Below are 22,694 nucleotides of genomic sequence, written 5' to 3'. Positions count from 1 at the left end.
GGATGGGCTGGTGTCCACCCGGAATTGCGAAATGAAGATTAACTTAAGAGTTCGCTGTGCTATATACCAATGGCGTCCGGCCAACTAAAGTCAACTTATGGCCGCGATTCTCTCCCGTCAGGCGTACTTCGAGACAGGACTCGAGGTGCTTGCCGAGTTGGGTCACGGGGGGCTCAAGCTGGCCGAAGTGTGCAATCGGCTCGGCGTGACGACGGGCTCGTTCTACCACTACTTCACCAGTTGGCCGGTGTATACGCGCGAGCTGGTCCAGCACTGGCGGGAAGTCCGCACGGTCCAGCAGGCGGAGTCCGCGCGGGCGATACCCGATCCCCGGCAGCGCCTCGACACCCTGATGCAGCTCGGACTGACGTTGCCGCACAGCGCCGAATCCGCGATCCGCGCCTGGGGCTCGGCGGATCCCCGAGTCCATGCGGTGCAGGCCGAGGTGGACCAGCACCGCTACGACATCGTCTTCGAGTCGGCCCTGGAAATCCTGCATAACCAGCGCTCGGCGCATCTGTTCGCCAGCTGCGCGATGTACCTGCTGGTGGGTTACGAGCAGGCTCTGCTGCCCCGCGACAACTCCACGATGGCGTGGATCACCGCACAGTTGCTCGATGCGCTCGACACCGGCCGGTTTCCCGCCGGCATCGACAGCCCCCGCGGGGCGTCGTCTACAACGAGCTGATGCGTTGTAGCGCCAATCGCGGGCCACGTCGTTGACTCACCGCCAGACCGCTTTCGGTCAGCAACCGCACCACCCGGTGCCGGTGCGGCCGCATCGGCTCCAGGAGTTCGGCCATCGCGGCGTCATCGATCGGATGCCCGAGTAGCGTGCGGCCGACCATCGTTGCCAGATGATAGTCGCCGACCGACAAGGCATCGGCATCGCCGAATGCCCGCTGCGCGGTTTCGGCCGCGGTCCACTCCCCCACGCCGGGCAGCGACATCAGCGCCGCACGGGCCTGGCCGGCGGAGCGGTTCGCCAGCTTCTCCAGGGCGTCCGCACGTTGCGCGCAACCCACGATGGTGCGGGCCCGTCCCCCATCAACGTTGGCGCGGTGGAACTTCCACGACGGGATGCTCCGCCAGGTCTGCGCCGGCGGCGGCACCCGCATGAGTGCCGGCGCCGGGCCGGGTGCCGGCGAGCCGAACTCGGTGACCAGCATCCGCCAGGCCCGAAAGGCGTCGACCCCGGGCACCCGCTGCTCGAGCACCGCGGGGATGAGCGCCTCGAGCACCCGGCCGGTGCGGCCCAGCCGCAGGTGCGGAACCCGCCGGTGGGCGGCACGCACCGCCGGCTCGGTCGGGGCGAAGTCCGCCGCCTGGTCGTGGAGGCCCAGCAAACCCGGCAACCCTTCGAGGAACTCCGCGGCACCGGCGCCCCACGCAGCACAGTCGACCGCGTCGGGAGCCGCTCGGGTGATGCGCGCCGTCACCGGACCGCTGGGCATCAGGCTGGTTCGCCAGATCGCGCCGTCGGCCATCTGCAGGCACGGGTCGCCCGGCCCGCGGCGCAGCGGGGCCAACGTCAGCCCGGGACTGGCCGGGCCGGGGAAGACGACGGTGCGGCAAAGCGAAGTACTGATGACGCGATCATAGGGATTCCCCGCTCGCGTTGACCGCTGCGCGCCGCCACGCCACGATGGTGTGGTGTCCACCCCTTTTGATGATCCGCAGGCGGAACTGGCATGGATGTTTCTGCAGGGCATCTGTGGTGACGATGACCTCGATGAAATCTTTGCGCTGGTCAGTGACGACTTCACCTGGTGGAGCATCCTGACCCGCGAGGCCATCGACAAGGACGCGCTGCGGCTTCACGTGGAGCAGCACCGAGTGGGCCTGCGGGTGGGCCTGGACCTGCTGCGCTGCATCAACGAACACGAAACGGTCGTGATCGAAGCGTTGGGTGACTGTGTGACCGCCGACGGTTCGCACTATGACAGTCCGGTGGTGTTCATCATCGACACCCACGACGGGCGGATCGTCTCGGTGCGCGAGTACACCGATACCCGCTACGCCGGCCAGGTGCTGGGCATCTAGGCGTCGGCGACGGCGATATCTGCCTTGGCCGGGTAGAACGCGATGTGTCCGGCGATATCCGCGACCGCCGGAAACGGCTGTTCGTAGGTCCACGCCGCATCGGCGACGGTCTGGCCGTCCGGGGTGTTCACGCTGTAGTAGGCGGCATCGCCTTTGAACGGGCAGTAGCTGGCGGTCGCGGTCCGAGTGAGCATGTCGCGCCGCACATCGGCCAGCGGAATGTACTGGACGGCAGGACGCGTGGATTCCTGCAGCGTCAGGGCGTCGGCGCTGTCGGCGACGAGCTCGCCGCCGATGCGCACCGTGACCCGCCGACCCGTCGGGGTCACGGTGATCGGATATTCGGCGGTCGGGGTGTGGATCGGTCGTGGGGTCATGCGGGGCTACCTCGCTTTCTGGCATCGCGCAGCTTCACCCAGAAACGCGCCGCCTCCCGGATCGATTCCTCGACCGGTCGTGGCTGCCAGCCGAGCTCACGTACCGCCTTGCTGTGATCCACCGGCGCCTCGGCGCGCATCATCTGAACCGACTTCAGGCTCAGCTCGGCGTCCTTGCCCGTCAACCGCGCCCGAAGGCTGCCCAGGGCGCCCAGCGCATACAGGACCGGCACCGAGATCGAGCGCGCCGGCGGGGGCACACCGGCTTCGTCGGCCGCGATCTCTACCACCTCCTGCAGCTTGATCAGCCGCTCGGAGATCAGGTAGCGCTGTCCGTTGCGGCCCCGTTCGGCCGCCAGAATCATTGCGCGGGCGGCGTCATCGACCCCGACCACTTCCAGCTCGATCCCCTTCATGAGAAACGGCAGTTTGCCGAAGGCCGCCCCGGCGATGAACGCCCCGTGCGGGGTCCGGCCCCAGTCGCCGTCGCCGTAGGTGGTCGACACGCACATCGCCACCGCGGGCACGCCCGCCTCGGCGACGCTGCGCAGCACCAGTTCCTCGGCCTGCACCCGGGACTGCACGTAGGGCGTCAGGCCACGCTGGTCGATGATGTCGTCCTCGGTGGCCACGCGACCGCGGCGCCGGCCCACCGTGGCGTAGCTGCTGGTGAACACGAACCGGCGCAGGCCGGCGTCTTTGGCGACCGCCAGCACGTTGCGGGTGCCCTCGACGTTGGTGCGAAACAGCGGGCTGGGATCGCGCAGCCAGGCACGCGTGTCGACCACGCAGTAGTAGACGTCGTCGCAACCGGCCATCGCCTGCGCCAACGTGGCGGAGTCGAAGACGTCGCCGTGGAACCGGGTGACGTCGAGGTGGTCGATGGCGATGGTGTTGGCGCTCGGGCGCACCATGACCCGCACGTCTTCGCCGGCGTCGACGAGCTGCCGCGTGACGTGCGACCCCAAAAATCCGTTGGCGCCGATGACCAGCTTGGGCTTGGGGCTCACGCGTTGCCTCCGAACTGTTGCATCCAGGCGGCCGCTTCATCGTCGAGGGTGCCCAGTTCCTGGGCTTTGCGGCACCACTTCATGGTCGCGGAGACGAAGCGCAGTGGGTTGTAGACGTCTTCCTGGCGGCGCCACAGGCCGTCACCGGCGTAGGTGATGATCGAGATGTTGGTAGCGCTGATGATGGTGCCGTCGCCCGGATCGCGCATCGGATTGTCCAGTTCGCAGATGATGCGGCCGCCGGCCTCATCGATGACCGACCACACTGACGGGAACTCGGTCATGTGGCTGCCCGGGAAGCTCGACATGGTCTTGCGGATCCAGCTGCGCACCTCGTCGCGCCCGTGCATGGTTCCCATCGCATGCTCGACATATTCGACGTCAGGGGTGTAGTGGCCGACCCAGGCGTCCCAGTCCTTGGTTTCGGCGGCGCGGGCGACGGTCTGCTCGAACACATCGAAGGCGGCCGCCAGTTCTGCACGGCTGAACTGCGGATTCGTCATGCGATGAACTAGAACACGTTCTAGCAGTGTTGTCGAGAGCGGACGCCACCGAAATCGAATCTGGGTTTGAATTCGAAACGGTGTTACGGTGACGCCGCCGGCCCACCGCGGGCCGTGAGGAGGTAACCGCCCACGTGACTGCCCCCAAACCCGCCGTCGGCCTGCATCACGCGGCCTACGCCTGCGCAGACCTGGAAGCCACTCACCATTTCTACGAGGACCTGCTGGGATTCCCGCTGGTGCACACCGAGGTCGAGCACCTGCAGGACGGCTACTTCCGGCATGTGTTCTACGACCTCGGCGACGGATCCTGCATCGCCTTCTTCGACCTGCACGGAGTCGGCGAGAAGCCCGACTGGTCGAGTTCGCTGTCGCGCCCGAACGGGCTGCCGGTCTGGGTGAATCACGTGGCCTTCCGGGCAAGCGAGGAGAAGCAGAACGAAGTCCGGGCCCGCATGGACGCCGCCGGGGTCAAGGCGTTGATGGATGTCGACCACGGCTGGTGCCACTCGCTGTACTACCTGGATCCCAACGGGATCATGGTCGAATTGTGCCGGGACACACCCGGTTTCGAAAGCGACCCGGAGAAGGCGCGCGCCTTGCTGACAAGCACCGCCCGAGCGGCGGATCCCAAAGTGGTCACGTCCAGCTCGACCACAACCCGCCTCGGCTGAGTCCGCACCCCATGGGCCTGGATTCGCTGACCACGCTGGCCGTCACCCGCACCGGGCCGGCGGCTCGGGTGCTGATCGATCACGGCGAGATCAACATGATGGACGCCGCGATGATGGGCGACCTGTGGCGCCTGGTGAATTGGTTGCGGTCACCGGCCGGCCGGGACACCCGGGTGGTGGTGCTGGAAAGCGCAAACCCCGACTTCTTCATCGCCCATGTCGACCTGGCTCTGCTGGCTGCCTCGGTCGACGACCCCGAAGCCGCCGTCAGCTCTTTTCAAGACCTGGTCGGCGCCTTCCGGGCACTCGACCAGGTCACCGTGGGGGTGGTCGCGGGGCGGGTGGCCGGCGGCGGGATGGAGCTGCTGGTCAACCTCGATCTGCGGTTCGCCGTCACCGGCCGGGCGGTGTTCAATCAGATCGAGACCGGGATCGGGGTCATCCCGGCCGGTTCGGGTCCACAGCACCTGCTTCGGCTGCTGGGACGGGGCCGCGCGTTGGAGGTCATCCTCGCCCATGACGACCTCGATGCCGGGCTGGCCGAACGCTACGGGCTGGTCAACCGGGCACTGGACCCCGACGCCGTCACACCGTTCCTCGACCGGCTGGTGACCCGGATCGCCACGGTGCCGCTGGCCGACATCGCCGACATCAAGACCACCCTGGCCGCCCCGGACGTCGCCGCGGGCCTGGCGGCGGAGCGCTCGGCGTTCGCCTCGGTGCTCGGCCGCGGTGCAGCGCTGCCGAAGATACGGCGTTTCCTGGCCGCGGGCGGCCAGACACCCGCCGGTGAACGCCGGCTGGCGGACCTGGTAGCCGAGCTGGACCGGACGGAAACGGGATGACACCGTCCGACGGCGCACCCCCGGACGTCACGCCCGCCCGTCCCACCGTCCGCGGCCGCGACACCCAGGCGCGCCTGGAGCAGGCGGCCCGGGAGGTGATCGCCCGCAAAGGCTTCTTCAAGACGACCATCACCGACATCACCTCGACGGCCAGGCGCTCACCGGCGTCGTTCTATCACTATTTCGAATCCAAGGAAGACCTGCTGGCGTCGCTGGCCGAGGATTTTCGCGCGTTGGCCAAAAGCCGTGCGGTGCAGGCCTTGCACCCGGGTCAGGATCTGCGCGAGATCATCGAGGAGTCGGTACGGGCGCACTGGGACACCTACCGCGAACATCGCGGCGTCATGGTCGGGGTGTTCCAGCTGGCGATGATCAACGACGAGTTCGCCCAGCGCTGGCGCGACATGTGCGCCGATGCGATCGACTGGGTGGCGCAGACGGTACGGATGGCGCAGCGTAAGGGCTACGCAACCGACGCCGACCCCGAACTGGTGGGCTCGGCGATCGTCGCCATGCTCAACCACTTCACCTATGTCTGGCTGGTGGCGGGCGGCGATGTCGCCGGACGCGAACTGGACGAAGAAGCAGCAATCAAGACGCTCACCGACACGTGGTACCGCTCGGTGAGCTGGCGTGATGACCGTTCATGATTGAAGGAGTGATGTAGTGGCAGTAACCCGCGAATTCGTTTCGCTCACCTCGGCGTCGGGAGTGGTCAATCCCGCCGGTTATCACCCCGCCCAGGGGTTGTACTGGACACCGAGCGGTGCCGCTCCGAAGGTGGCGGTGATCGCCAGCCACTACAACGTGGACTTCGCCGAGCACTACCTGGCACCGCTGATCGCCGAGCGCGGCTACGGCTTCCTGGGTTGGAACACCCGCTACCGCAGTGGGGAGTCGCTGTTTCTGCTCGAACACGCCCTGCTGGACATCGCGGCCGGGGTGCGCTGGCTGCGCGAAGAGCGCGGTGTGGACGTGATCGTCCTGCTCGGCAACTCCGGCGGCGGGTCGCTGATGGCCGCCTACCAGTCGCAGTCTGTGGACCCGCACATCACCGCCGTGGGCGGCGGCCCGGTTCCCGACGCGGTCAATGCCCTTCCCCCCGGCGACCTGTACGTCTCCACCCAGGCCCACGCCGGACGGCCGGAGGTGCTGACCGCGTGGATCGACCCCTCGGTGACCGACGAGTCCGACCCGTTGTCGTGTGACCCGTCTTTGGACATGTACTCCGAGGAGAACGCACCGCCCTACACCCCGGAGTTCATCGCCCGTTACCGCCAGGCCCAGCGGGACCGCAACGACCGGATCACCGCGTGGGCGCAGGCAGAGTTGAAGCGGCTGAAGGCAGGCGGCGCCTACGACCGCGCCTTCTCGGTGCACCGGGTGTGGGCGGACCCGCGCTACCTCGACCCCTCGCTGGACCCGTCGGACCGCCCGCTCAACCAGTGCTACCTGGGTGATCCGCGCCGCGCGAACCGCTCGCCGTACAACATCGCCGCGCACTGCACGCTGCGGACCTGGCTGTCCATGTGGAGCCTGCAGACCTCCTTCTGCCAGGGCACCCCGCATCTGGGACGGATTACGTTGCCCTCCTTGGTGATCCAGGGCACCGCCGACACCGGAGTCTTCCCCAGCGACGCCCACCACATCCACGACTCGCTGGCCAGCACCGACAAGCAACTCCACTTCATCGCCGGCGATCACTACCTGGAACAACCGACGGACAGCCGGGCCGTCTGCGCGGATCTGGTGGCGTCCTGGATCGCCGAACGCACCTGATGGGCGCGCTCGACTTCGACTTCCGGGACCCGGACCTGCATGCCGATCCGCTGGCCTATCAGCGGCGGTTCGCCGAAGCCGATCCGGTCCACCGCAGCAGCCAAGGCCTGTGGGTGCTTACCCGCTACGCCGACGTGCTGGCGATGCTGCGCGATGAGCGGGTGAGCACCGATCGGCGAAACCTGTACCGCGGCAAGCTCGATCCGGGGCGTCCCTACCTGGCGCACGTGGAGAACAATCTGTTCTACCGCTCCGGAGACGATCACCGCCGGCTGCGGGCGCCGTTGTCCCGGGCGTTCACACCGCGGGCGCTGGCCTCCTTCGAAGCCGAAGTCGCGGCCCGCGCCCGCTCCCTGGCGGCGGACCTGGATCCCGACGGCTTCGACTTGGTGGCGCAGTTCGCCAAACCCTTGCCCCTGGGGGTGATCGCCACCCTGCTGGGGGTGCCCGACAGCGAACTGGACAATTTGGCGGCCTGGTCGCTGGCTCTGATCGCAGCGCTGGAGCCCGCCGCACCGCGCGCGGTGTTCACCGCCGCCGACGACGCCGCCGCCGGCATGAAGGCCCTGCTCGCCGACCTGCTGGCGCTGCGCCGCGCCGACCCGGGCCACGACCTGCTGTCGGTGGTGGCCGCCAGCGGATTGCCGGTGTCCGATGACGAGCTGCTGCACAATGCCATCTTCTTGCTGTCGGCGGGCCATGACACCACCACGGCCGTGTTGACCGGGGCTGCGGCGCTGCTGATCACCGACCCCGGCCAACGCAGGCTGCTGGCCGACTCCACTGCCGCTCCGCACGCCCTCGACGAACTGGTGCGGATGATCAGTCCGGCTCTGATGATCTCCCGGGTGGCGGGCGCACCCATCGAGATCGCCAGCGGGAACGAGACGGTGGTGATCGACACCGGCGCGCCGATCCTGCTCGGATTGGCTGCCGCCAACCGAGACCCGGCGGTCTTCCCCGAACCGGATCGGCTCGACCTGACCCGATCTCAAACCAGCCACCTGGGGTTCGGCTTCGGTCCCCACGTCTGTCTGGGCGCGCCGCTGGCCCGAATGCAGATCCGGTTGGGGCTGCTGGCGCTGTTCGACCGGTTCCCGCGGCTGGCAGCACAGGCCCCGCCCTACCGGGAGCCGAGCGCGGTGTTGACCAGCTACCGCTCCTATTCGCTGGCGGCACGGAAATAGCCGCGGATAATCGAGGCATGACCAACTACGACAGAGCGATCCTGGCCGGCGGCTGCTTCTGGGGCATGCAGGACCTGATCCGCAAACTGCCCGGCGTGGTGAGCACCCGAGTCGGCTACACCGGCGACCCCACTGTCCAGAACGCCACCTACCGCAATCACGGCACCCACGCCGAAGCCATCGAGATCACCTTCGATCCCGCGGTGACCGACTACCGCAGCCTGTTGGAGTTCTTCTTCGCCATTCACGACCCGACCACCCCCAATCGGCAGGGCAACGACATCGGGCCCAGTTACCGGTCAGCGATCTTCTACCTCGATGAGCAGCAGCGCCAGATCGCGCTCGACACCATCGCCGACGTGGAGGCGTCGGGACGATGGCCGGGCAAGGTGGTGACCGAGGTCAGCCCGGCCGGTGAGTTCTGGGAGGCCGAACCCGAGCACCAGGACTACTTGGAACGTTTCCCGGGCGGCTACACCTGTCACTACATCCGTCCGAACTGGCAGCTGGCGCCCCAGCGCTGAGCGGCGTCAGTCGCGGCGGCGCACGGTGATCCGGCCGCCGTTCTTAGGCGTGAAAGCCACACCCCGGGAGTGGAACTTCTCGCCCGGCGCTGTGGTGGGCTCGATGACCAGGCGCTGCAGCACCGTCCGCAGCACCAGGTCCATCTCCACGTTGGCGAATGTCGAGCCCGGGCACCGCCGGGTTCCGCCGCCGTAGGGCAGCCACTCGAACGCCGACGGGCTGCCGGTGAGGTAGCGCTTGGGGTCGAACTCGTCGGGGGCGTCGAATGCGCCGGGGTTTCGGTGGATCTCGTTGATCGCCACGATCACCGAGTACCCCCGCGGGATCACCCACTCGCCGATCGTGACGCTGGGTGCGTAGACATGCCGCCCCGAGAAGTCGATCACGGTGCGCACCCGCTGCACTTCGCGAATGGTGGCCCGCCGCAACGTGTTCCCGCCGGCATCTGCCTCAGCGGTCAGTTCGCCGAGGAGGCTAGGATGACGACTCAGCCGCTCGAAGACCCAGGCCATGGTCGATGCCGTGGTCTCGTGCCCGGCGGCCAGCAGGGTCAGCAACTCGTCGCCGATCTCCTTGCGGGTCATGGCCGTGCCGTCTTCGTAGGTGCTGCTCAAGAGCAGGGTCAGCACGTCCGAACGGTTCTCGAAGTCGGGATCGGCGCGAACGTCGGCGATCAGCTTGTCCAGGACGAGCTCGTACTCGGCGCGCCAGGCGGCCAGCCGGCCCCACGGCGTGAACCGGCCGTAGCGGCGGATCGGAATCGGCAGTGCCGCAAGGCGTGAACCCAGCGTCACCCACTTGGGCAGGCCGATCCGCAGCTTGTCCAGGTCGGCGCCTTCGGCCCCGAAGATCGCCCGCAGGATCACGTTGATGGTGATCCTGTTCATCGGCCGAAAGGTGTCGAACGGCTTTCCGATGGGCCAGGTGGCCATCTCGCGCAGAGTCTCCTCGACGATGATCTGCTCGTAGGCCCGCACCCGTTTCCCGTGAAACGGCGGGCTCAACAGGTTGCGCCGCCGCCGATGTGCCGCACCGTCCAGCGCGAACACCGACCCTTCCCCCAGGATCCGCGACAGGTTGGGCTGGATGTTGCCCAGATCCTCCGGGCTGGTCAGCAGAACCTGCCTGGCCAATTCGGGATCGGTCACAAAGACCGTCGGCCCGAACATCGGAACGTCGACAGTGAAGGCGGCGCCGTAGCGCCGGGTCAGACCCAGCAGGGCCCGGCGGCGGGACAAGATGAACAGCAGTCCCGCCGTCAGCTTGGAGTTACGCGGACCGGGCGGCAGGTTGATCGCCGGGGAGTCGGTGGGCTCGATGGCGTCCGCGGCCGTCCCGGCAACCAGATGGGTCATGCGACGCCTCCCGACGTGAGCGTGGTACTGGGGCGTACCAAATCCGTGAGGAACACGGTACTCTTAGGTACCAATTAGGAGCAAGGCTTACCCGCGGGGAGGTGCGGCGATGACGATCCCGGCAGTCGATGCCCCGGCGACGGGCGCCGCCGACCCGTTCCGCCACCGACTGCTCGACGGGCTGGCCGATTCGATCTCCGAACGGGGGTACCGGGCCAGCACCGTCGCTGAGATCGTGCGCGCCGCCCGCACCTCCAAACGCACCTTCTACGACCACTTCGCCAGCAAGGAGGAGTGCTTCCTGGAGTTGCTGCGGGTGGACAACGAGGAATTGGCTCTGCGAATCCAGACCGCGGTGGACCCCCAGGCCGAGTGGCAGGTTCAGATCCGTCAGGCGGTCCAGGCCTACGTCGCCAAGATCCGCGCGCGTCCGGCGATCACCTTGAGCTGGATTCGCGATATGCCGTCGCTGGGCGAGGTTGCCCGGCCGGCCCAGCGCCACGGCCTGGAGTTGATGTCGAACCTGCTGATCGAGCTCAGCGGCAGTCCCGGGTTTCGCCGGGCGAACCTTCCGCCGTTGAGCCCGGCCCTGGCGGTGATTCTGCTGGGCGGCCTGCGCGAGCTCACCGCCCTGGCTGTCGAGGACGGCGCCGATATCGGCGTGATCACCGAGCCGGCCATCGACGCGTCGATCGCACTGCTGGGTCCCCGGGGCTGACTCAGTTCCAGGGCAGTGCCAGTTTGCAGATCTTGCGGACCACGCTGCCGAACTGCTTGAGCAACGGCCCGGTGTTGTAGGGCACGCCGTAGCGCTCGCAGATCTCGCGTACCTGCGGTGCGATTTCGGCGTACCGGTGCGCCGGCAGGTCGGGAAACAGGTGATGCTCGACCTGAAACGACAGGTTGCCGGTCAGGACGTGAAACCACTTGCCGCCGGTCAGATTTGCCGAACCGAGGATCTGACGGTAGTACCACATGCCCCGCGACTCGTTCGCGGCCTCTTCGACGGTGAACTCCTGGGTTCCCTCGGGAAAGTGCCCGCAGAAAATGATCATGTAGGCCCACACGTTGCGCATCAGGTTGGCGGTCAGGTTTCCGGCAAACACCAGCGGCGCGAACGGCCCCGCCAACAGCGGGAAGGCGACATAGTCCTTGAGGGTCTGGCGCCGCACCTTCTGCCAGGTCTCCCGCAGCATTTCCCGCTTGTCGGCCAGCCCGATCTCACCGGCGCGGATGCGTTCGGCTTCCAGTTCGTGCACCGCGACTCCGTACTGGAAAAGCACCATCAGCAAGAAGGCGTACAGCGGGTTGCCCAGGAAGTAGGGCTCCCAGGGCTGCTTGTCGCTCATCCGCAGGATGCCGTAGCCGACGTCGCGGTCCATCCCGACGATGTTGGTGTAGGTGTGGTGCATGTAGTTGTGCGAGTGCCGCCACTGATCGCCAGGGCATGCGGTGTCCCACTCGAAATGCTTGCCATACAACGCCGGTTCGCCCATCCAGTCGTACTGGCCGTGCATGACGTTGTGACCGATCTCCATGTTGTCGAGGATCTTCGACAAGCCGAGCATGGCCGTGCCGGCCAGCCAGGCCGGCGGGAGGATTCCGAGGAACAGCAGGGCGCGCCCGCCGACCTCCAGGGCGCGCTGCGCCTTGATGACGCGATGGATGTAGTCCGCGTCGCGCTCGCCGAGGTCGTCGAGGACACGCTGGCGCAGGGCGTCGAGTTCGGCACCGAAGGCGTCGAGCTGCGCAGGCAGGTCGGTGCGGAAAACCTCGGCGGGTTGTTCGGGCGCCGTCACCTGGTCGGGGGTGAGCACTGATACAGACATGGTTGGCTCCTTTCTAGAGGTCGATCGCGACGTCGCCGACGGGCACCGAAACGCAGATCTGGATGTCTTCTTCCTCGGCGGTGGATACCGCACCGGTGATCAGGTTGCGCACCGTGCCAACGGTTTTGCGGCAGGTGCAGCTGTGGCAGATGCCCATGCGGCATCCGCTGGCCGGTGTCAGTCCGGCGGCTTCGGCCTGCTCCAGCAGGGGCCGGCCGTCATCGACGACGGACTGGTCGCTGCCCGAGAACGTCACGCGACCGCCGGGCGCCTCGGCCGGCACGGCAAATTCCGGGGGGACGAAACTCTCCGAGATCGCTTCCGGGCAGTGCTCGCGCACCGCGGCCACCAGGGCCGGCGGCCCGCATACGTACACCGCGTCGGGGTCCGGCAGCGCCGCCCGCAGATGCTCGGCGCCGAAGTGGCCCTGCAAGTCACCGCCCTCGGGGCTACGGGTGTAGCCGTGCAGAACCTGAACACGCGGCATCGCGGCGAGTTCCTCGCGGTAGCAGGCCTCGTCGCGACTGCGGGCGTAGTGAATGAAGGTGACCCGGCCCGCATAACCTTCCGCATTCAGGGTCCGCAGCATGGACATCACCGGGGTGATTCCGCTGCCCCCGGAGATCAGCAGGATCCGGCGGGGCCGGATCGCGGGAAGCGTGAAGTCTCCGCCGACCCTTTCCAGACCGAGGACCATCCCCGGCCGGGCGTTGCGGTAGAGGTGCTCGGAGACCAGACCCCTTTCGTGGCGGCCGATGGTGAGTTCGAGCAGTCGCTGACCCTCGGCGCTTGCCGGTGAGTAGCAGCGGGTGCGCCGGCGCCCGTCGATGTCGACGGACAGGTTGACATGTTGGCCGGCCTTGAAACCGGGGAACGCGTCGTTGGGTTGCAGGAGCAGCGTCACGCTGCGCGGGGTGGAGCGCTGGACGGAGACCACCCGGGCGCGGGGGTCGCTACGGGTCCACGTCGGTGACACCAGTTCGGTGTAGCGATCGACCCCGTGCGGGCCGGTGAGCAGATCGACCAGGCTGGAGCCCAGGATCCGCCGCGTCAAAGTTTGAGTGAACATATGTACACAGTGAACATTTGTTCACGACGCGTCAAGGCCTCTTTACCCGATGTGTTACGCTTCACAACAGTGAACAGTCGTACGCCGAATCCCAGAAGTGGGCGCACGCGGCCACCGCGGCCGGAGCGTGCGGCCCGCCCCGAGCGTTCGCCGCGCCCCGAACGGCCGGAGCGGGTTTCCCGCGAGGAACGCAAGGAGGCCACCCGCCGGGCCATCATCGGCGCGGCGCTGACCCTGGTGGACGAACGCAGCTTCAGCGCGCTGAGCCTGCGCGAGGTGACACGGGCCGCGCACATCGTTCCGGCCGCTTTCTATCGCCATTTCGAGTCGATGGACGCCCTGGGTCTGGTGCTCATCGACGAGTCGTTTCGGGCACTGCGCGAGACGCTGCGCGAGGCCCGGGCCGGCGGCGTGGACCCCAGCCGGATCATCGAGTCCTCCGTGGATGTCCTGGTCGAAAGCGTCAGCTCCCGCCGGGAGTACTGGCGGTTCATCAACCGGGAGCGCTTCGGCGGAATGACCGTGCTGCGCTACGCTATCCGCACCGAGATCCGGCTGATCACCTCCGAACTGGCCACCGACCTGGCGCGCTTCCCCGCATTCAGTGCCTGGAGCTCCGAGGATCTCAACATCCTGGCGGGACTGTTCGTCAACGCGATGATCGTCACTGCCGAAGCCATCGAAGACTCCCCCGATCCCGAGACGCTCACCGAGATCAAAAACGTTGCGGTCAAACAACTTCGAATGATCGCGGTGGGCGCCGGCGGCTGGCGCAGCAAGCCCTGAACCAGTGCGCCCCACCCCTGGGAAGCTGGCCGACGTCACCGGCCCGGGCATCACCGACAGGTGGGGAGCAACATGCGCGGACCTGGGCGCGTCGGTGCTGGCGCCCAACGGCACGCTGGTGTCGGTGTTCGGCGACACCTTCGCCGGCGATCGGGTCGGCCAGGGCGACTGGCGCTCCCCGGTGATCCTGATCGGTACCGGTGACGCCGCCCATCGGATCCGCTACCACCGCGCCGGCGGCATCGAAGCACACTACGCCCGCCAACTGTGGCACTACCGGCACCGCGAACCGGTCTCGTGGCGCGACCGCGACGCCATCAGCACCGTGATCCCGTCGGACCTGCTGCGGGTGGAGCAGATGCTCTACCTACACGCGATCGTCAACCGTGGCTTTGGCCACGTGGCGTGGACCGAGATCTGGCAGTCCGCCGACAACGGCGTCTCCTGGCACAACCTCGGGACGCGTTTTCCGGCCCGGCTGCACCGCGGACACGCCCAGTGCTGGTCCTGGGACTATGACCCCGACGACGGTTGGGTGTATGTGGTCTCGACCGGGTTCCAGCGCGACAAAGGCGTCATCCTGCAGCGCGTGCGCCCCGCACATCTCGGGGACCCGCGCAGGTATTCCGGCTGGGGCTATCGCGGCGAGCGCCGCGCCTGGGGCCGCCCCCCGGTTCCGATCACCCCGCCGGGCGAGACGTGGGGCGAGCTGTCCCTGCGCCGGCTGGGCGCGCGCACCTGGGTTCTCGGCGGCTTCGTCTCGTCGCGCTATGCCCTGGGTTACCGGGTACTGGAGTCACCCGCGGCGGATTTGGCCGAGGCACCGCTGCAACTTCCGCTGCTCGGTTGCGGCTGGGAAGACGAAGACCACGCACGCGGCCGCGTCGCCCAGCTCTACGGGGGCTACGTGCTGCCGCGTTCCCGGGTGGATCACCCCGACGGGGTGGGCCTGATGGTGTCGCAGTGGCACACCGCACGGGGCTGGCCCTACCGGGCGATGCAGTTCCGCGCGACGTTGGTCAGCGGCAAGGACCTTCCCCAGACCAGAGGCACCTGATTTCCACCACGCCCTCGACGACAACGCTGATTCCTCAGTAACTTACTGGGCAAATGAGCGGGCCGGAGCGTTAAGCTTAATTTTTCCTGGGGACCACTGCTAGCATCGCCGCCAAGTGGTCCGCATACTCCGGTGAGGAATCAATCGTGACAAAGGTGAAGCAGTTTCTGTGCGGTGCGGCCGTCGCCAGCCTGGTTGCGGGCTCGGGAGCAGCGGTGGGCGCCCAAGTGGGCCTGTCGTCAGTGACCGCCGACTGGATGCTCACCGCCGAGCACGTGTTGCTGATCGGTCTTGATGGCGTCAACCTCTCCAAGGTCTTGGAATACGCCTACAACGACGACAGCGGGTTCAAGACGGCCATGGAACAGGGCGTCACCGGAACCGCGAGCATCCTCAACCACACCACGCTCTCCGGACCATCCTGGTCGACGGTCCTCACCGGAGTCTGGGACGACAAGCACGGCGTCTTCAACAACATTTTCCGGTCCGAGCCGTACAACGCCTGGCCGTCGGTGTTCAACCTGATCGAGTACAACAAGCCCGAGATCAACACCACGATCATCAGCAACTGGGGTTACCTCAACCAGCTGGCCGACTCCGGGGGATACCCGGTCGACAACAACGTCTTCGTCCCGGCAGGGGACAGCCCGGCCGACAGTGACGCGGAAGTCACCGCGCTCACCATCGCCCAGATCCTGGGCACCGCGGACAACCCCGATGACATCTCTAATTTCCTGTTCTCCTACCAGAGCCAGGCCGACCACGCCGGACACGAGTTCGCCGGCGGGTCGGAGGAGTACATGCAGGCCATCGTCAATCTCGGAGGCAACCTCCAGCAGATCCTGGCCGCGATCGCCCAGGTGCAGGCGATCACCGGGGACGACTGGTCGATCATCGTGACCACTGACCACGGCCACCAGCAGACGGTGACCCTGCCCGGTCTCAGCATCGGCCACGGCTTCCAATCACCCAACGAGACGTCGTCGTTCGTCATCTTCGATCAAGCCGGCAACGATGCGACCGACGGCAGCCAGAACCTGAACTACTCGATCGCCGACATCACCCCGACGATCTTGTCGCTGTTCGGCATCCCGTTGCGCTCGGACTTCGACGGCGTCTCGCTGACGGACGACCCGACCGTGCTGAACAGCAACGTCACGCCCGTCGATCTGGAACAGGCACTCCTGTCGGCGCTGGCGATGTATGGCTACCCGAATATCGGTAACGACATCACCCTGGGGATCCGGACGGTGATCGGCGCCGTCCCGTACTTCATCGACAAGTTCATGACCGGGATCGACACATTCCTGCAGGGGATCGTCGACGAGGACATCTTCCTGATCAGCGGGCTGGCCCAAGGCGCTCAGCTGATCAACAGTTTCTTCGGCGGCCTGACCGTGGATGTCACCAACACGCTGGCGCACGGTATTGCGTATCTGCTCGGCTCGGGCGTGATCGCACCCACGGACGCCCCGCTGCCGCTGCCGGGCAGCGCCGAGTTCTCCGACCCGACTCTGCTGGCCGTCGACCTTTCGCAGCTGTTCGACTTCGAGGCCCTGTTCGGCTGATCCGCCGAAGCCGGCGGCGCCCACAGCAACCCATTCGACCTGGAGATCCGATCGTGACCACACTCAAAAAATTCCTCTGCGGCACCGCTGTCGCCGGCTTGGTCGCCGGCACGGGTTCGGTGGTGGGCACGCAGGTGGGCATGTCCACCGTGACCGCCGAGTGGCTGCTGGCCGCCGAGAACGTGCTGCTGCTCGGCACCGACGGAACCCGTATCGACAAGATTCTCGAGTACGCCTTCAACGACGACAGCGGCTTCAAGATGCTGGCGGACCGGGGCATTACCGCCATCACCAGCCTCACCGGCCACCAGACGCTGTCCACGCCGTCATGGTCGACCATCCTCACCGGGGTGTGGGACGACAAGCACGGCATTGTCAGCAACGTCTACCGTCCGGAGCCGTACACCACCTGGCCGTCGGTGTTCGGCCTGATCGAGTACAACAAGCCGGAGATCGAGACCACGGTCATCTCCGGACGGGGCCTGTTCACCGAGATCGCCTCGATAGGCCCCTACCCGGCCGACAACATCGTCGGCATATCCGGGGGTTCCACATCGGCCGAGATGGATGCGCTGACAACAGGCGAGACCATCTCCCGGATTCTGGCGACCACCACCAACCCGGAAATCTCGAACTTCATGTTCGCCTACCAGTCCCAGGTCGACCATGCCGGACACTCCTACGGCGCCGAGTCGGATCAGTACACGCAGGCCGTCATCAACGTCGGCGCCAACCTCAAACTGATCCTGGAGGCAGTGGCCCAGGCCGAGGCGGCCACCGGCGACAAGTGGACCATCATCCTGACCACCGATCACGGCCACCAGGCGAATCCGGACCTGCCCGGCTTCAGCCTCGGACACGGACTCCAGTCACCCAACGAGACGACGAGTTTCATCATGTTCTCCCTGGCGGGCAACGAGGACCAGGCCGGTGCCCAGAACTTGGCCTACCAGACCGTCGACATCGTGCCCACGATTCTGCAGGCCTTCGGAATTCCCATGCGGTCGGACTTCGACGGCACCCCCATGCAGCTCGACCCGGAATTGCTCAACAGCACCGTCTTCCCCGATGACCTGAAAGCGGCGCTGCAGGCCGCAATCAACAGCTACGGCTACCCGGACATCGGTACCCACCTCATGCTGGGGCTTCGTGCGCTGGCCGGCGGTGCCGGCTACTTCCTCCGGGATTGGGCCTTCCCCCCCGTCAACAACTTCCTGCAGTCAATCATCGACCAGGACATCTTCCTGATCAGCGGGCTGGCTCAGGGCGCCCAGTGGGTGTTCAACACCGTCGGCGGGCTGGTGATCGACGTGGCAAACGACTTAGGCCGCGCTGTCGCATACCTGACCGGGGCCGGTGTCATTGCGCCGAACGACGCACCGCTGCCCCTGCCGGCCGATTTCACCGGTTCCCTGGAGGCGTTGCTGGCCGACCAGACCTTGGCCGCCGTCGACCTCGGGATCCCCGACCTGGTCGAGGTCGATGTGCCGCCGGTGCTCGACATCGACGTACTTCTGGACTGACGCGGTCCACTCACCAAGCTTGGGCTTCCCGCTCTGGCCGCTGGTTTTTCCACGGTTCCCTCTTGTGAGGAGACCTCCCGAGAAACCTGAGTTTTCGCTGGGTAACTGCTAGTATCTTCGAGCATCAGCCCCAACACTGCTGACAAAGGGGAACCGATCGTGATATCCGCCAAAAAGTTTCTGTCGGGAGTGGCCGTTGCAACCCTGGTTGCCGGCACCGGGGCCGCTGTCGGAACACCCGCGGCGCTGTCCGCCACAACCGCCGACTGGTTGTTGGCCGCCGAGAACGTCCTGCTGATCGGTACCGACGGCACCAACCTGTCCAAGATCCTGGAACTGGCCTACGACGAGGGCAGCGGCTTTCGCACCCTGATGGACTTGGGCATCACCGGCGCAGCAACCGAAGTCAACCACACCACGATCTCCGGTCCGTCCTGGTCGACGATCCTGACCGGCGTGTGGGACGACAAGCACGGCGTGATCAACAACGTCTTCTCCCCGGAGCCGTACAACGCCTGGCCCACGGTGTTCAACCTGCTCGAGTACTACCGACCCGAGGTCAACACCTCGGTGATCGCCGACTGGGACTTCATCAACGACATCGCCAAAGCCGGCGGCTACCCGGCCGACAACAACCTCTTCATCCCGTTCCAAGACTCCTGGGCTGACACCGACGCCGAGGTCACCGCACAGACCATCTCCCAGATCCTCGCGACCACGACCAACCCTGACATCCCGAACTTCATCTTCTCCTACCAGGTACAGGTCGACGAGGCCGGACACTCGTTCGGCGGCGGCTCCGCGGAGTACGCGCAGGCCGTCATCAACGTCGGCAGCAACATCCAACAGATCATGGAGGCGATCGCGGCGGCCCAGGCCGAAACCGGCGACGGGTGGACCGTCATCGTCACCACCGACCACGGCCACCAGCAGTCGCTGGGATTCGGTCACGGCTTCCAATCGCCCAACGAGACTTCACAGTTCGTCATCTTCTCCCTCGCCGGCAACGACGCGCAGGCCGGCAGCCAGAACCTGAACTACTCGATTGCCGACATCACCCCGACCATCCTGCAGATCTTCGGGGTGCCGCTGCGGTCGGACTTCGACGGTTCCCCGATGTTCACCGACCCGGAGATCACCGGCAGCCTGGTGGAGCCCGTCGACCTCAAGCAGGCACTGCTGTCGGCGATCTCGATGTACGGCTACCCCAACATCGGCAACGACCTGGCGCTGGGCCTTCGCACCGTGGTCGGCACCATCCCCTACGTGCTCAACGGGCTCGTCAACGAGATCGACAAGTTCCTGCAGGGCATCGTCGACCAGGACATCTTCTTGATCAGCGGGCTGGCCGCTGTCGGCCAGCAGATCAACGACTTCTTCGGTGGCCTGACGGTGGACGTGACGCAGTTGATGGCGCGCGGCGTCGCCTACCTGACCGGATCCGGGGTGATCGCGCCGACCGACGCGCCGCTGCCCCCGCCGGGAAGCGCCGAGTTCTCCTGGCTGGACGCTCTGCTGACCGACCAGGGCTTCGGTGGCGGGGAGCTGGTCGACGCCGACGTGACTCCGCTGCTCGACCTGGAACTGGATGCACTGGTGGGCTGAGCCACCCGACAACTCACGCGGTGTGCCGTCAGGCGAGAGCATCTCGCCTGACGGCACACGGCGTTTTGCCCTAACTCCGCACCCCCCGCCGAGCACACAGCGTGCTGCGATAGCGTCCTGACGAGTCCTAGGCCCTCGCAGGCCAGGTCCCGGTCAGTGATCTCGTCCCCTGAAGGAGCGGTGTAACCGTGAAGACCCCTATCTGCGAGCAGTACGGCATCGACTTCCCGCTGTTCGCCTTCAGCCACTGCCGCGACGTGGTGGCCGCGGTGACGAACGCGGGCGGCTTCGGTGTGCTCGGCGGCGCCGCCTACACCCCCGAACAACTGGATCAGGAGCTGACCTGGATCGACGAGCAGGTCAAGGGGAAGCCCTACGGGATCGACATCATCGTCCCCGCCAAGTTCGAGGGCAAGGGCGAGAACCTTTCGGGCGGACAACTCTCCGACCGGATTCCCGACGAGTTCAAGACCTTCATCGCAGATCTGCTGGCCCAACACGACATTGAGCCCGACGAGAAGCCCCGCCTGGGATCGGCGTTGCTTGCCGGCGGCGCCGGCGAGCAACTGCTCGAAGTTGCCGTCGCCCACCCCATCCGGCTGATGGCCAACGCGCTCGGCGTCCCGCCGGACTACATGATCAAGTCCGGAAAGGAACACGGCATCCCGGTGGCGGCCCTGGTGGGCGCCAAGGAACACGCCATCAAGCAGGTGGCTCACGGCGTCGACCTCATCGTCGCTCAGGGCACCGAGGCCGGCGGGCACTGCGGCGAAGTATCGACGCTGGTTGTGGTCCCCGAAGTCATCGAGGCCATCGATGACGCCGTGCCCGTGCTTGCCGCCGGCGGGATCGTCACCGGTCGCCAGATGGCGGCGTGCGTGGCGCTGGGTGCCGCCGGTGCATGGACGGGTTCGGTGTGGCTCACCACCGAGGAAGCCGAAACCGCGCCGCACACCGTCCAGAAGATGCTCGCTGCCACCTCGCGGGACACCATCCGCTCCACGGGGCGTACCGGCAAGCCCGCTCGGCAACTGGTCTCGGATTGGACGGACGCGTGGCGGCCCAACGAGAAGGGCCATCCGACGTTGCCCTTGCCCCTGCAGTCCATGCTGGCCGAGCCGACGCTTCGTCGCATCGACAAACTGGCAGCCACCGGACATCAGGGCGCCCAGGCCCTGTCAACCTATTTCGTCGGCCAGGGCGTGGGGCTGATGAACAAGGTGAAGCCGGCGCGTGACGTGGTGTTCGAGTTCGCCCAGGACTACCTCGCGGCCGCCGAACGCCTCGGCGACACCGTCAGCGACTGAGCGCGAGCCGGCCGGCTACGGCGTCTGCGGCTCCCGCCACATCTTCCACAACGTCGGGCCGCCGTTGGGCACCTTGATCTCGCCGATCACGCGGAAACCGAACCGCTCGTAGTACGGCACGTTCTCGGCCTTGCTCGACTCGAGGTAGGCCGGGCACAACTCGGCGTCACAGCGGTCCAGCCGCGGCTGCATGACGGCCTGCCCGAAGCCGCGGCCTCGCACCGCGGGGTCACTGCCGATCACCGCCAGGTACCAGTGCGGTTCCTCGGGGTGGTTGGCATCCAGCAGATCCGTCAGCGCGCGGCCCTGGGAGAGCCGAAAGCCCAGCGACCAGAGCAATGACGGCACCATCCGCAGCTGCGACCACACCGACTGCTTCCAGCGGTTGGGCGGATCCCACAGCGCAGCTGCGCCAACATCCGCGCCGTCGTACGCCACCTCGACTCCACCACCGGCCAGGTGGTGGAAGCGGGTCGAGGTGCCGAAGAACGTCGTCAACTGCCCGGTGCGGGCGTCGTCATCGGGTAACAGCCACATCGACACCGGATCGTCGTAAAACGCCCGCCCCAAGGCCTGCGCCAGTGGTGTGATGTCCGGTTTGAGCGCGGGCCGCGCTTCGATTGCCATGCGGTTAGATTAATGTCTCGGGTCCGGCTGGTGCGCGGCGTAAGTATCCGCGGGGGCGGCGGGGTGCCGGCGCACTCAGCGACTACCGCTCCGGCAAGCACCCGACACATCGGCTGCGGCCTCGTCAGCTCGCGGGTGACTCGTGGACGAAAGGTGCTACCGCACTGAGGAACTCGGCTGGCTTTTCCACCAAGGGGCTGTGCCCTGACCCAGCGATGACGACGGGCGCCAGGCCGGCCTTGCGGTAACGGTCGACATTCTGCGCGGTCGGGGTCAGCACATCGGTTTCGCCCCACACCACCAGAACCGGTTTGCCCAGATCGGCCAACCGGTCGGCCACCGCGCGTTCCTCGTTGATCCGGACCGCGGTCTTGGCCGCGCACAATGCGTTGTGGGTCATCCGTTTCAATGATCGATAGGCAACCTCGGGCACCGGGAAGTCGACGGCGAATCCGGTCTGCAGCGATGCCCTGTCGACGGTGTCGATGCTGCGGAGTCGATCCGCCGCGGCGCCCAGCACCGGCCAGCACACCGCGTTGCCCAGCGCAGGCATGGCAGTCAAGCCGACATCCGCGGGGGTGTCCGAGACGATCACGCGGTCCACCAACTCCGGTGCGCTCTCGGCCAGCGCAGTGGCCACCGAGCCACCCATCGAATGCCCCACCAGCACCGCGTGCCGCACCCCCAGGGCATCGAGCGCGTGGCGCACCGCGGTTGCCTGCCCTTCGGCACTGTACGGCGCTTCGCCCAGCGGAGCCTCGGATCCACCGTGGCCGACCAGGTCGACCGCCACCACGCGGGCACTCTGCGCCAGCACCGGCGCCACCTGCTCCCACCACTGGATCGACGCCGAATAGCCGTGCAACAGCACGATGGCACGATCCCCACCCGGCCCGTACTCGCGGACGTTGAGATCCGGTCCGGGCAGCTCCAGCACCCGGCCTCCGGCGAATGGCTCGGCGGGCCGCGAGACGCGGCCGGCGACCACCGTATTGACCAGCAGTGCCACGACGACGGCGCCAACC

At 66.8% G+C, this 22,694-nt stretch carries 24 protein-coding genes; 15 read left to right on the top strand and 9 right to left on the bottom strand.

What is annotated here, in order from left to right; genetic code table 11:
* Window positions 1-97: 97 nt before the first annotated feature.
* Window positions 98-688, top strand: coding sequence for a TetR/AcrR family transcriptional regulator (locus LI92_RS09395; RefSeq protein ID WP_046318295.1), 591 nt, complete (start codon window positions 98-100; stop codon window positions 686-688).
* On the opposite strand, the gene LI92_RS09390 is transcribed toward LI92_RS09395, so the two are convergent.
* Entirely contained in the window at window positions 675-1,589 is a 915-nt protein-coding gene (locus LI92_RS09390) for a DNA-3-methyladenine glycosylase family protein (protein WP_046318305.1), read from the bottom strand. The genes LI92_RS09395 and LI92_RS09390 overlap by 14 nt on opposite strands.
* Before the next feature lie 106 nt (window positions 1,590-1,695).
* Here LI92_RS09390 and LI92_RS09385 point away from each other — a divergent pair, with 106 nt between their 5' ends.
* On the top strand, window positions 1,696-2,043 hold the full coding sequence (locus LI92_RS09385; protein WP_286134976.1) for a nuclear transport factor 2 family protein: 348 nt from the start codon (window positions 1,696-1,698) through the stop codon (window positions 2,041-2,043).
* Here LI92_RS09385 and LI92_RS09380 read toward each other — a convergent pair.
* Genes LI92_RS09380 through LI92_RS09370 form a run of 3 tightly spaced genes read right to left on the bottom strand, consistent with a single transcriptional unit; the run spans window position 2,040 to window position 3,933 of the window.
* Window positions 2,040-2,420: a DUF427 domain-containing protein gene (locus tag LI92_RS09380; RefSeq protein WP_046318294.1), complete on the bottom strand. Its 381-nt coding sequence runs from the start codon at window positions 2,418-2,420 to the stop codon at window positions 2,040-2,042. The genes LI92_RS09385 and LI92_RS09380 overlap by 4 nt on opposite strands.
* Window positions 2,417-3,430 carry an NAD-dependent epimerase/dehydratase family protein gene (locus tag LI92_RS09375; protein WP_046318293.1) on the bottom strand — a complete coding sequence of 338 codons (1,014 nt, stop codon included), beginning with the start codon at window positions 3,428-3,430 and terminating at the stop codon, window positions 2,417-2,419. The genes LI92_RS09380 and LI92_RS09375 overlap by 4 nt, the downstream gene beginning before the upstream one ends.
* A complete protein-coding gene (locus LI92_RS09370; RefSeq protein WP_046318292.1) occupies window positions 3,427-3,933 on the bottom strand; it encodes a nuclear transport factor 2 family protein in 507 nt (168 codons plus the stop codon). The genes LI92_RS09375 and LI92_RS09370 overlap by 4 nt, the downstream gene beginning before the upstream one ends.
* 134 nt (window positions 3,934-4,067) lie before the next feature.
* Between LI92_RS09370 and LI92_RS09365 the strand changes: the two genes are divergently transcribed.
* From LI92_RS09365 to msrA, 6 genes are read left to right on the top strand one after another with little or no spacing between them, the layout of a single operon-like run.
* Window positions 4,068-4,607 (top strand): VOC family protein, encoded by a 540-nt coding sequence (locus LI92_RS09365; RefSeq protein ID WP_052740747.1) that lies wholly within the window; start codon window positions 4,068-4,070, stop codon window positions 4,605-4,607.
* Between the two features lie 11 nt (window positions 4,608-4,618).
* On the top strand, window positions 4,619-5,452 hold the full coding sequence (locus tag LI92_RS09360) for an enoyl-CoA hydratase/isomerase family protein (RefSeq protein WP_046318291.1): 834 nt from the start codon (window positions 4,619-4,621) through the stop codon (window positions 5,450-5,452).
* Window positions 5,449-6,102, top strand: a complete 654-nt coding sequence (locus LI92_RS09355) for a TetR/AcrR family transcriptional regulator (RefSeq protein WP_046318290.1) — start codon at window positions 5,449-5,451, stop codon at window positions 6,100-6,102. Before LI92_RS09360 ends, LI92_RS09355 begins: the two co-directional genes overlap by 4 nt.
* Window positions 6,103-6,118: 16 nt before the next feature.
* Window positions 6,119-7,231, top strand: coding sequence for an alpha/beta hydrolase (locus tag LI92_RS09350; RefSeq protein ID WP_046318289.1), 1,113 nt, complete (start codon window positions 6,119-6,121; stop codon window positions 7,229-7,231).
* Window positions 7,231-8,418, top strand: a complete 1,188-nt coding sequence (locus tag LI92_RS09345; RefSeq protein ID WP_052740746.1) for a cytochrome P450 — start codon at window positions 7,231-7,233, stop codon at window positions 8,416-8,418. Before LI92_RS09350 ends, LI92_RS09345 begins: the two co-directional genes overlap by 1 nt.
* A 17-nt stretch (window positions 8,419-8,435) precedes the next feature.
* A complete protein-coding gene (gene msrA, locus LI92_RS09340; protein WP_046318288.1) occupies window positions 8,436-8,942 on the top strand; it encodes a peptide-methionine (S)-S-oxide reductase MsrA in 507 nt (168 codons plus the stop codon).
* Window positions 8,943-8,948: 6 nt separating this feature from the next.
* Here msrA and LI92_RS09335 read toward each other — a convergent pair whose 3' ends face one another.
* On the bottom strand, window positions 8,949-10,298 hold the full coding sequence (locus LI92_RS09335; protein ID WP_046318287.1) for a cytochrome P450: 1,350 nt from the start codon (window positions 10,296-10,298) through the stop codon (window positions 8,949-8,951).
* 109 nt (window positions 10,299-10,407) lie between these two features.
* Here LI92_RS09335 and LI92_RS09330 point away from each other — a divergent pair, with 109 nt between their 5' ends.
* On the top strand, window positions 10,408-11,016 hold the full coding sequence (locus LI92_RS09330) for a TetR/AcrR family transcriptional regulator (RefSeq protein WP_046318286.1): 609 nt from the start codon (window positions 10,408-10,410) through the stop codon (window positions 11,014-11,016).
* A 1-nt stretch (window position 11,017) separates the two neighbouring features.
* Here LI92_RS09330 and LI92_RS09325 read toward each other — a convergent pair whose 3' ends face one another.
* The gene (locus LI92_RS09325; RefSeq protein WP_286134973.1) at window positions 11,018-12,127 is read right to left on the bottom strand and encodes a fatty acid desaturase family protein; all 1,110 of its coding nucleotides are present in this window, start codon (window positions 12,125-12,127) and stop codon (window positions 11,018-11,020) included.
* 13 nt (window positions 12,128-12,140) lie between these two features.
* Window positions 12,141-13,196, bottom strand: coding sequence for a ferredoxin reductase (locus tag LI92_RS09320; protein WP_046318285.1), 1,056 nt, complete (start codon window positions 13,194-13,196; stop codon window positions 12,141-12,143).
* Window positions 13,197-13,265: 69 nt separating this feature from the next.
* Between LI92_RS09320 and LI92_RS09315 the strand changes: the two genes are divergently transcribed.
* The 6 genes from LI92_RS09315 (at window position 13,266) to LI92_RS09290 (ending at window position 21,042) form a co-directional block, all read left to right on the top strand.
* Window positions 13,266-13,982 (top strand): TetR family transcriptional regulator, encoded by a 717-nt coding sequence (locus LI92_RS09315; protein WP_046318284.1) that lies wholly within the window; start codon window positions 13,266-13,268, stop codon window positions 13,980-13,982.
* Window positions 13,983-13,986: 4 nt separating this feature from the next.
* Window positions 13,987-15,039 carry a glycoside hydrolase family 183 protein gene (locus LI92_RS09310; RefSeq protein ID WP_046318283.1) on the top strand — a complete coding sequence of 351 codons (1,053 nt, stop codon included), beginning with the start codon at window positions 13,987-13,989 and terminating at the stop codon, window positions 15,037-15,039.
* Window positions 15,040-15,185: 146 nt separating this feature from the next.
* Window positions 15,186-16,607, top strand: coding sequence for an alkaline phosphatase family protein (locus tag LI92_RS09305; RefSeq protein WP_046318282.1), 1,422 nt, complete (start codon window positions 15,186-15,188; stop codon window positions 16,605-16,607).
* A 53-nt stretch (window positions 16,608-16,660) separates the two neighbouring features.
* Window positions 16,661-18,130, top strand: coding sequence for an alkaline phosphatase family protein (locus LI92_RS09300; protein ID WP_046318281.1), 1,470 nt, complete (start codon window positions 16,661-16,663; stop codon window positions 18,128-18,130).
* 159 nt (window positions 18,131-18,289) lie between these two features.
* The gene (locus LI92_RS09295) at window positions 18,290-19,735 is read left to right on the top strand and encodes an alkaline phosphatase family protein (RefSeq protein ID WP_046318280.1); all 1,446 of its coding nucleotides are present in this window, start codon (window positions 18,290-18,292) and stop codon (window positions 19,733-19,735) included.
* Between the two features lie 188 nt (window positions 19,736-19,923).
* Window positions 19,924-21,042, top strand: a complete 1,119-nt coding sequence (locus LI92_RS09290) for a nitronate monooxygenase (protein WP_046318279.1) — start codon at window positions 19,924-19,926, stop codon at window positions 21,040-21,042.
* 15 nt (window positions 21,043-21,057) lie between these two features.
* On the opposite strand, the gene LI92_RS09285 is transcribed toward LI92_RS09290, so the two are convergent.
* Together LI92_RS09285 and LI92_RS09280 are read right to left on the bottom strand one after the other, a co-directional pair.
* Window positions 21,058-21,669 (bottom strand): GNAT family N-acetyltransferase, encoded by a 612-nt coding sequence (locus LI92_RS09285; protein ID WP_046318278.1) that lies wholly within the window; start codon window positions 21,667-21,669, stop codon window positions 21,058-21,060.
* Window positions 21,670-21,793: 124 nt separating this feature from the next.
* On the bottom strand, window positions 21,794-22,694 hold a 901-nt coding region (locus LI92_RS09280; RefSeq protein WP_353585448.1), incomplete at its 5' end, for an alpha/beta fold hydrolase.

This window comes from Mycobacterium sp. UM_Kg1, from assembly GCF_000972925.1.
In the GTDB taxonomy this organism is placed as follows: Bacteria; Actinomycetota; Actinomycetes; order Mycobacteriales; family Mycobacteriaceae; genus Mycobacterium; species Mycobacterium hiberniae.
This window is presented reverse-complemented; position numbering and strand designations above follow the sequence as displayed.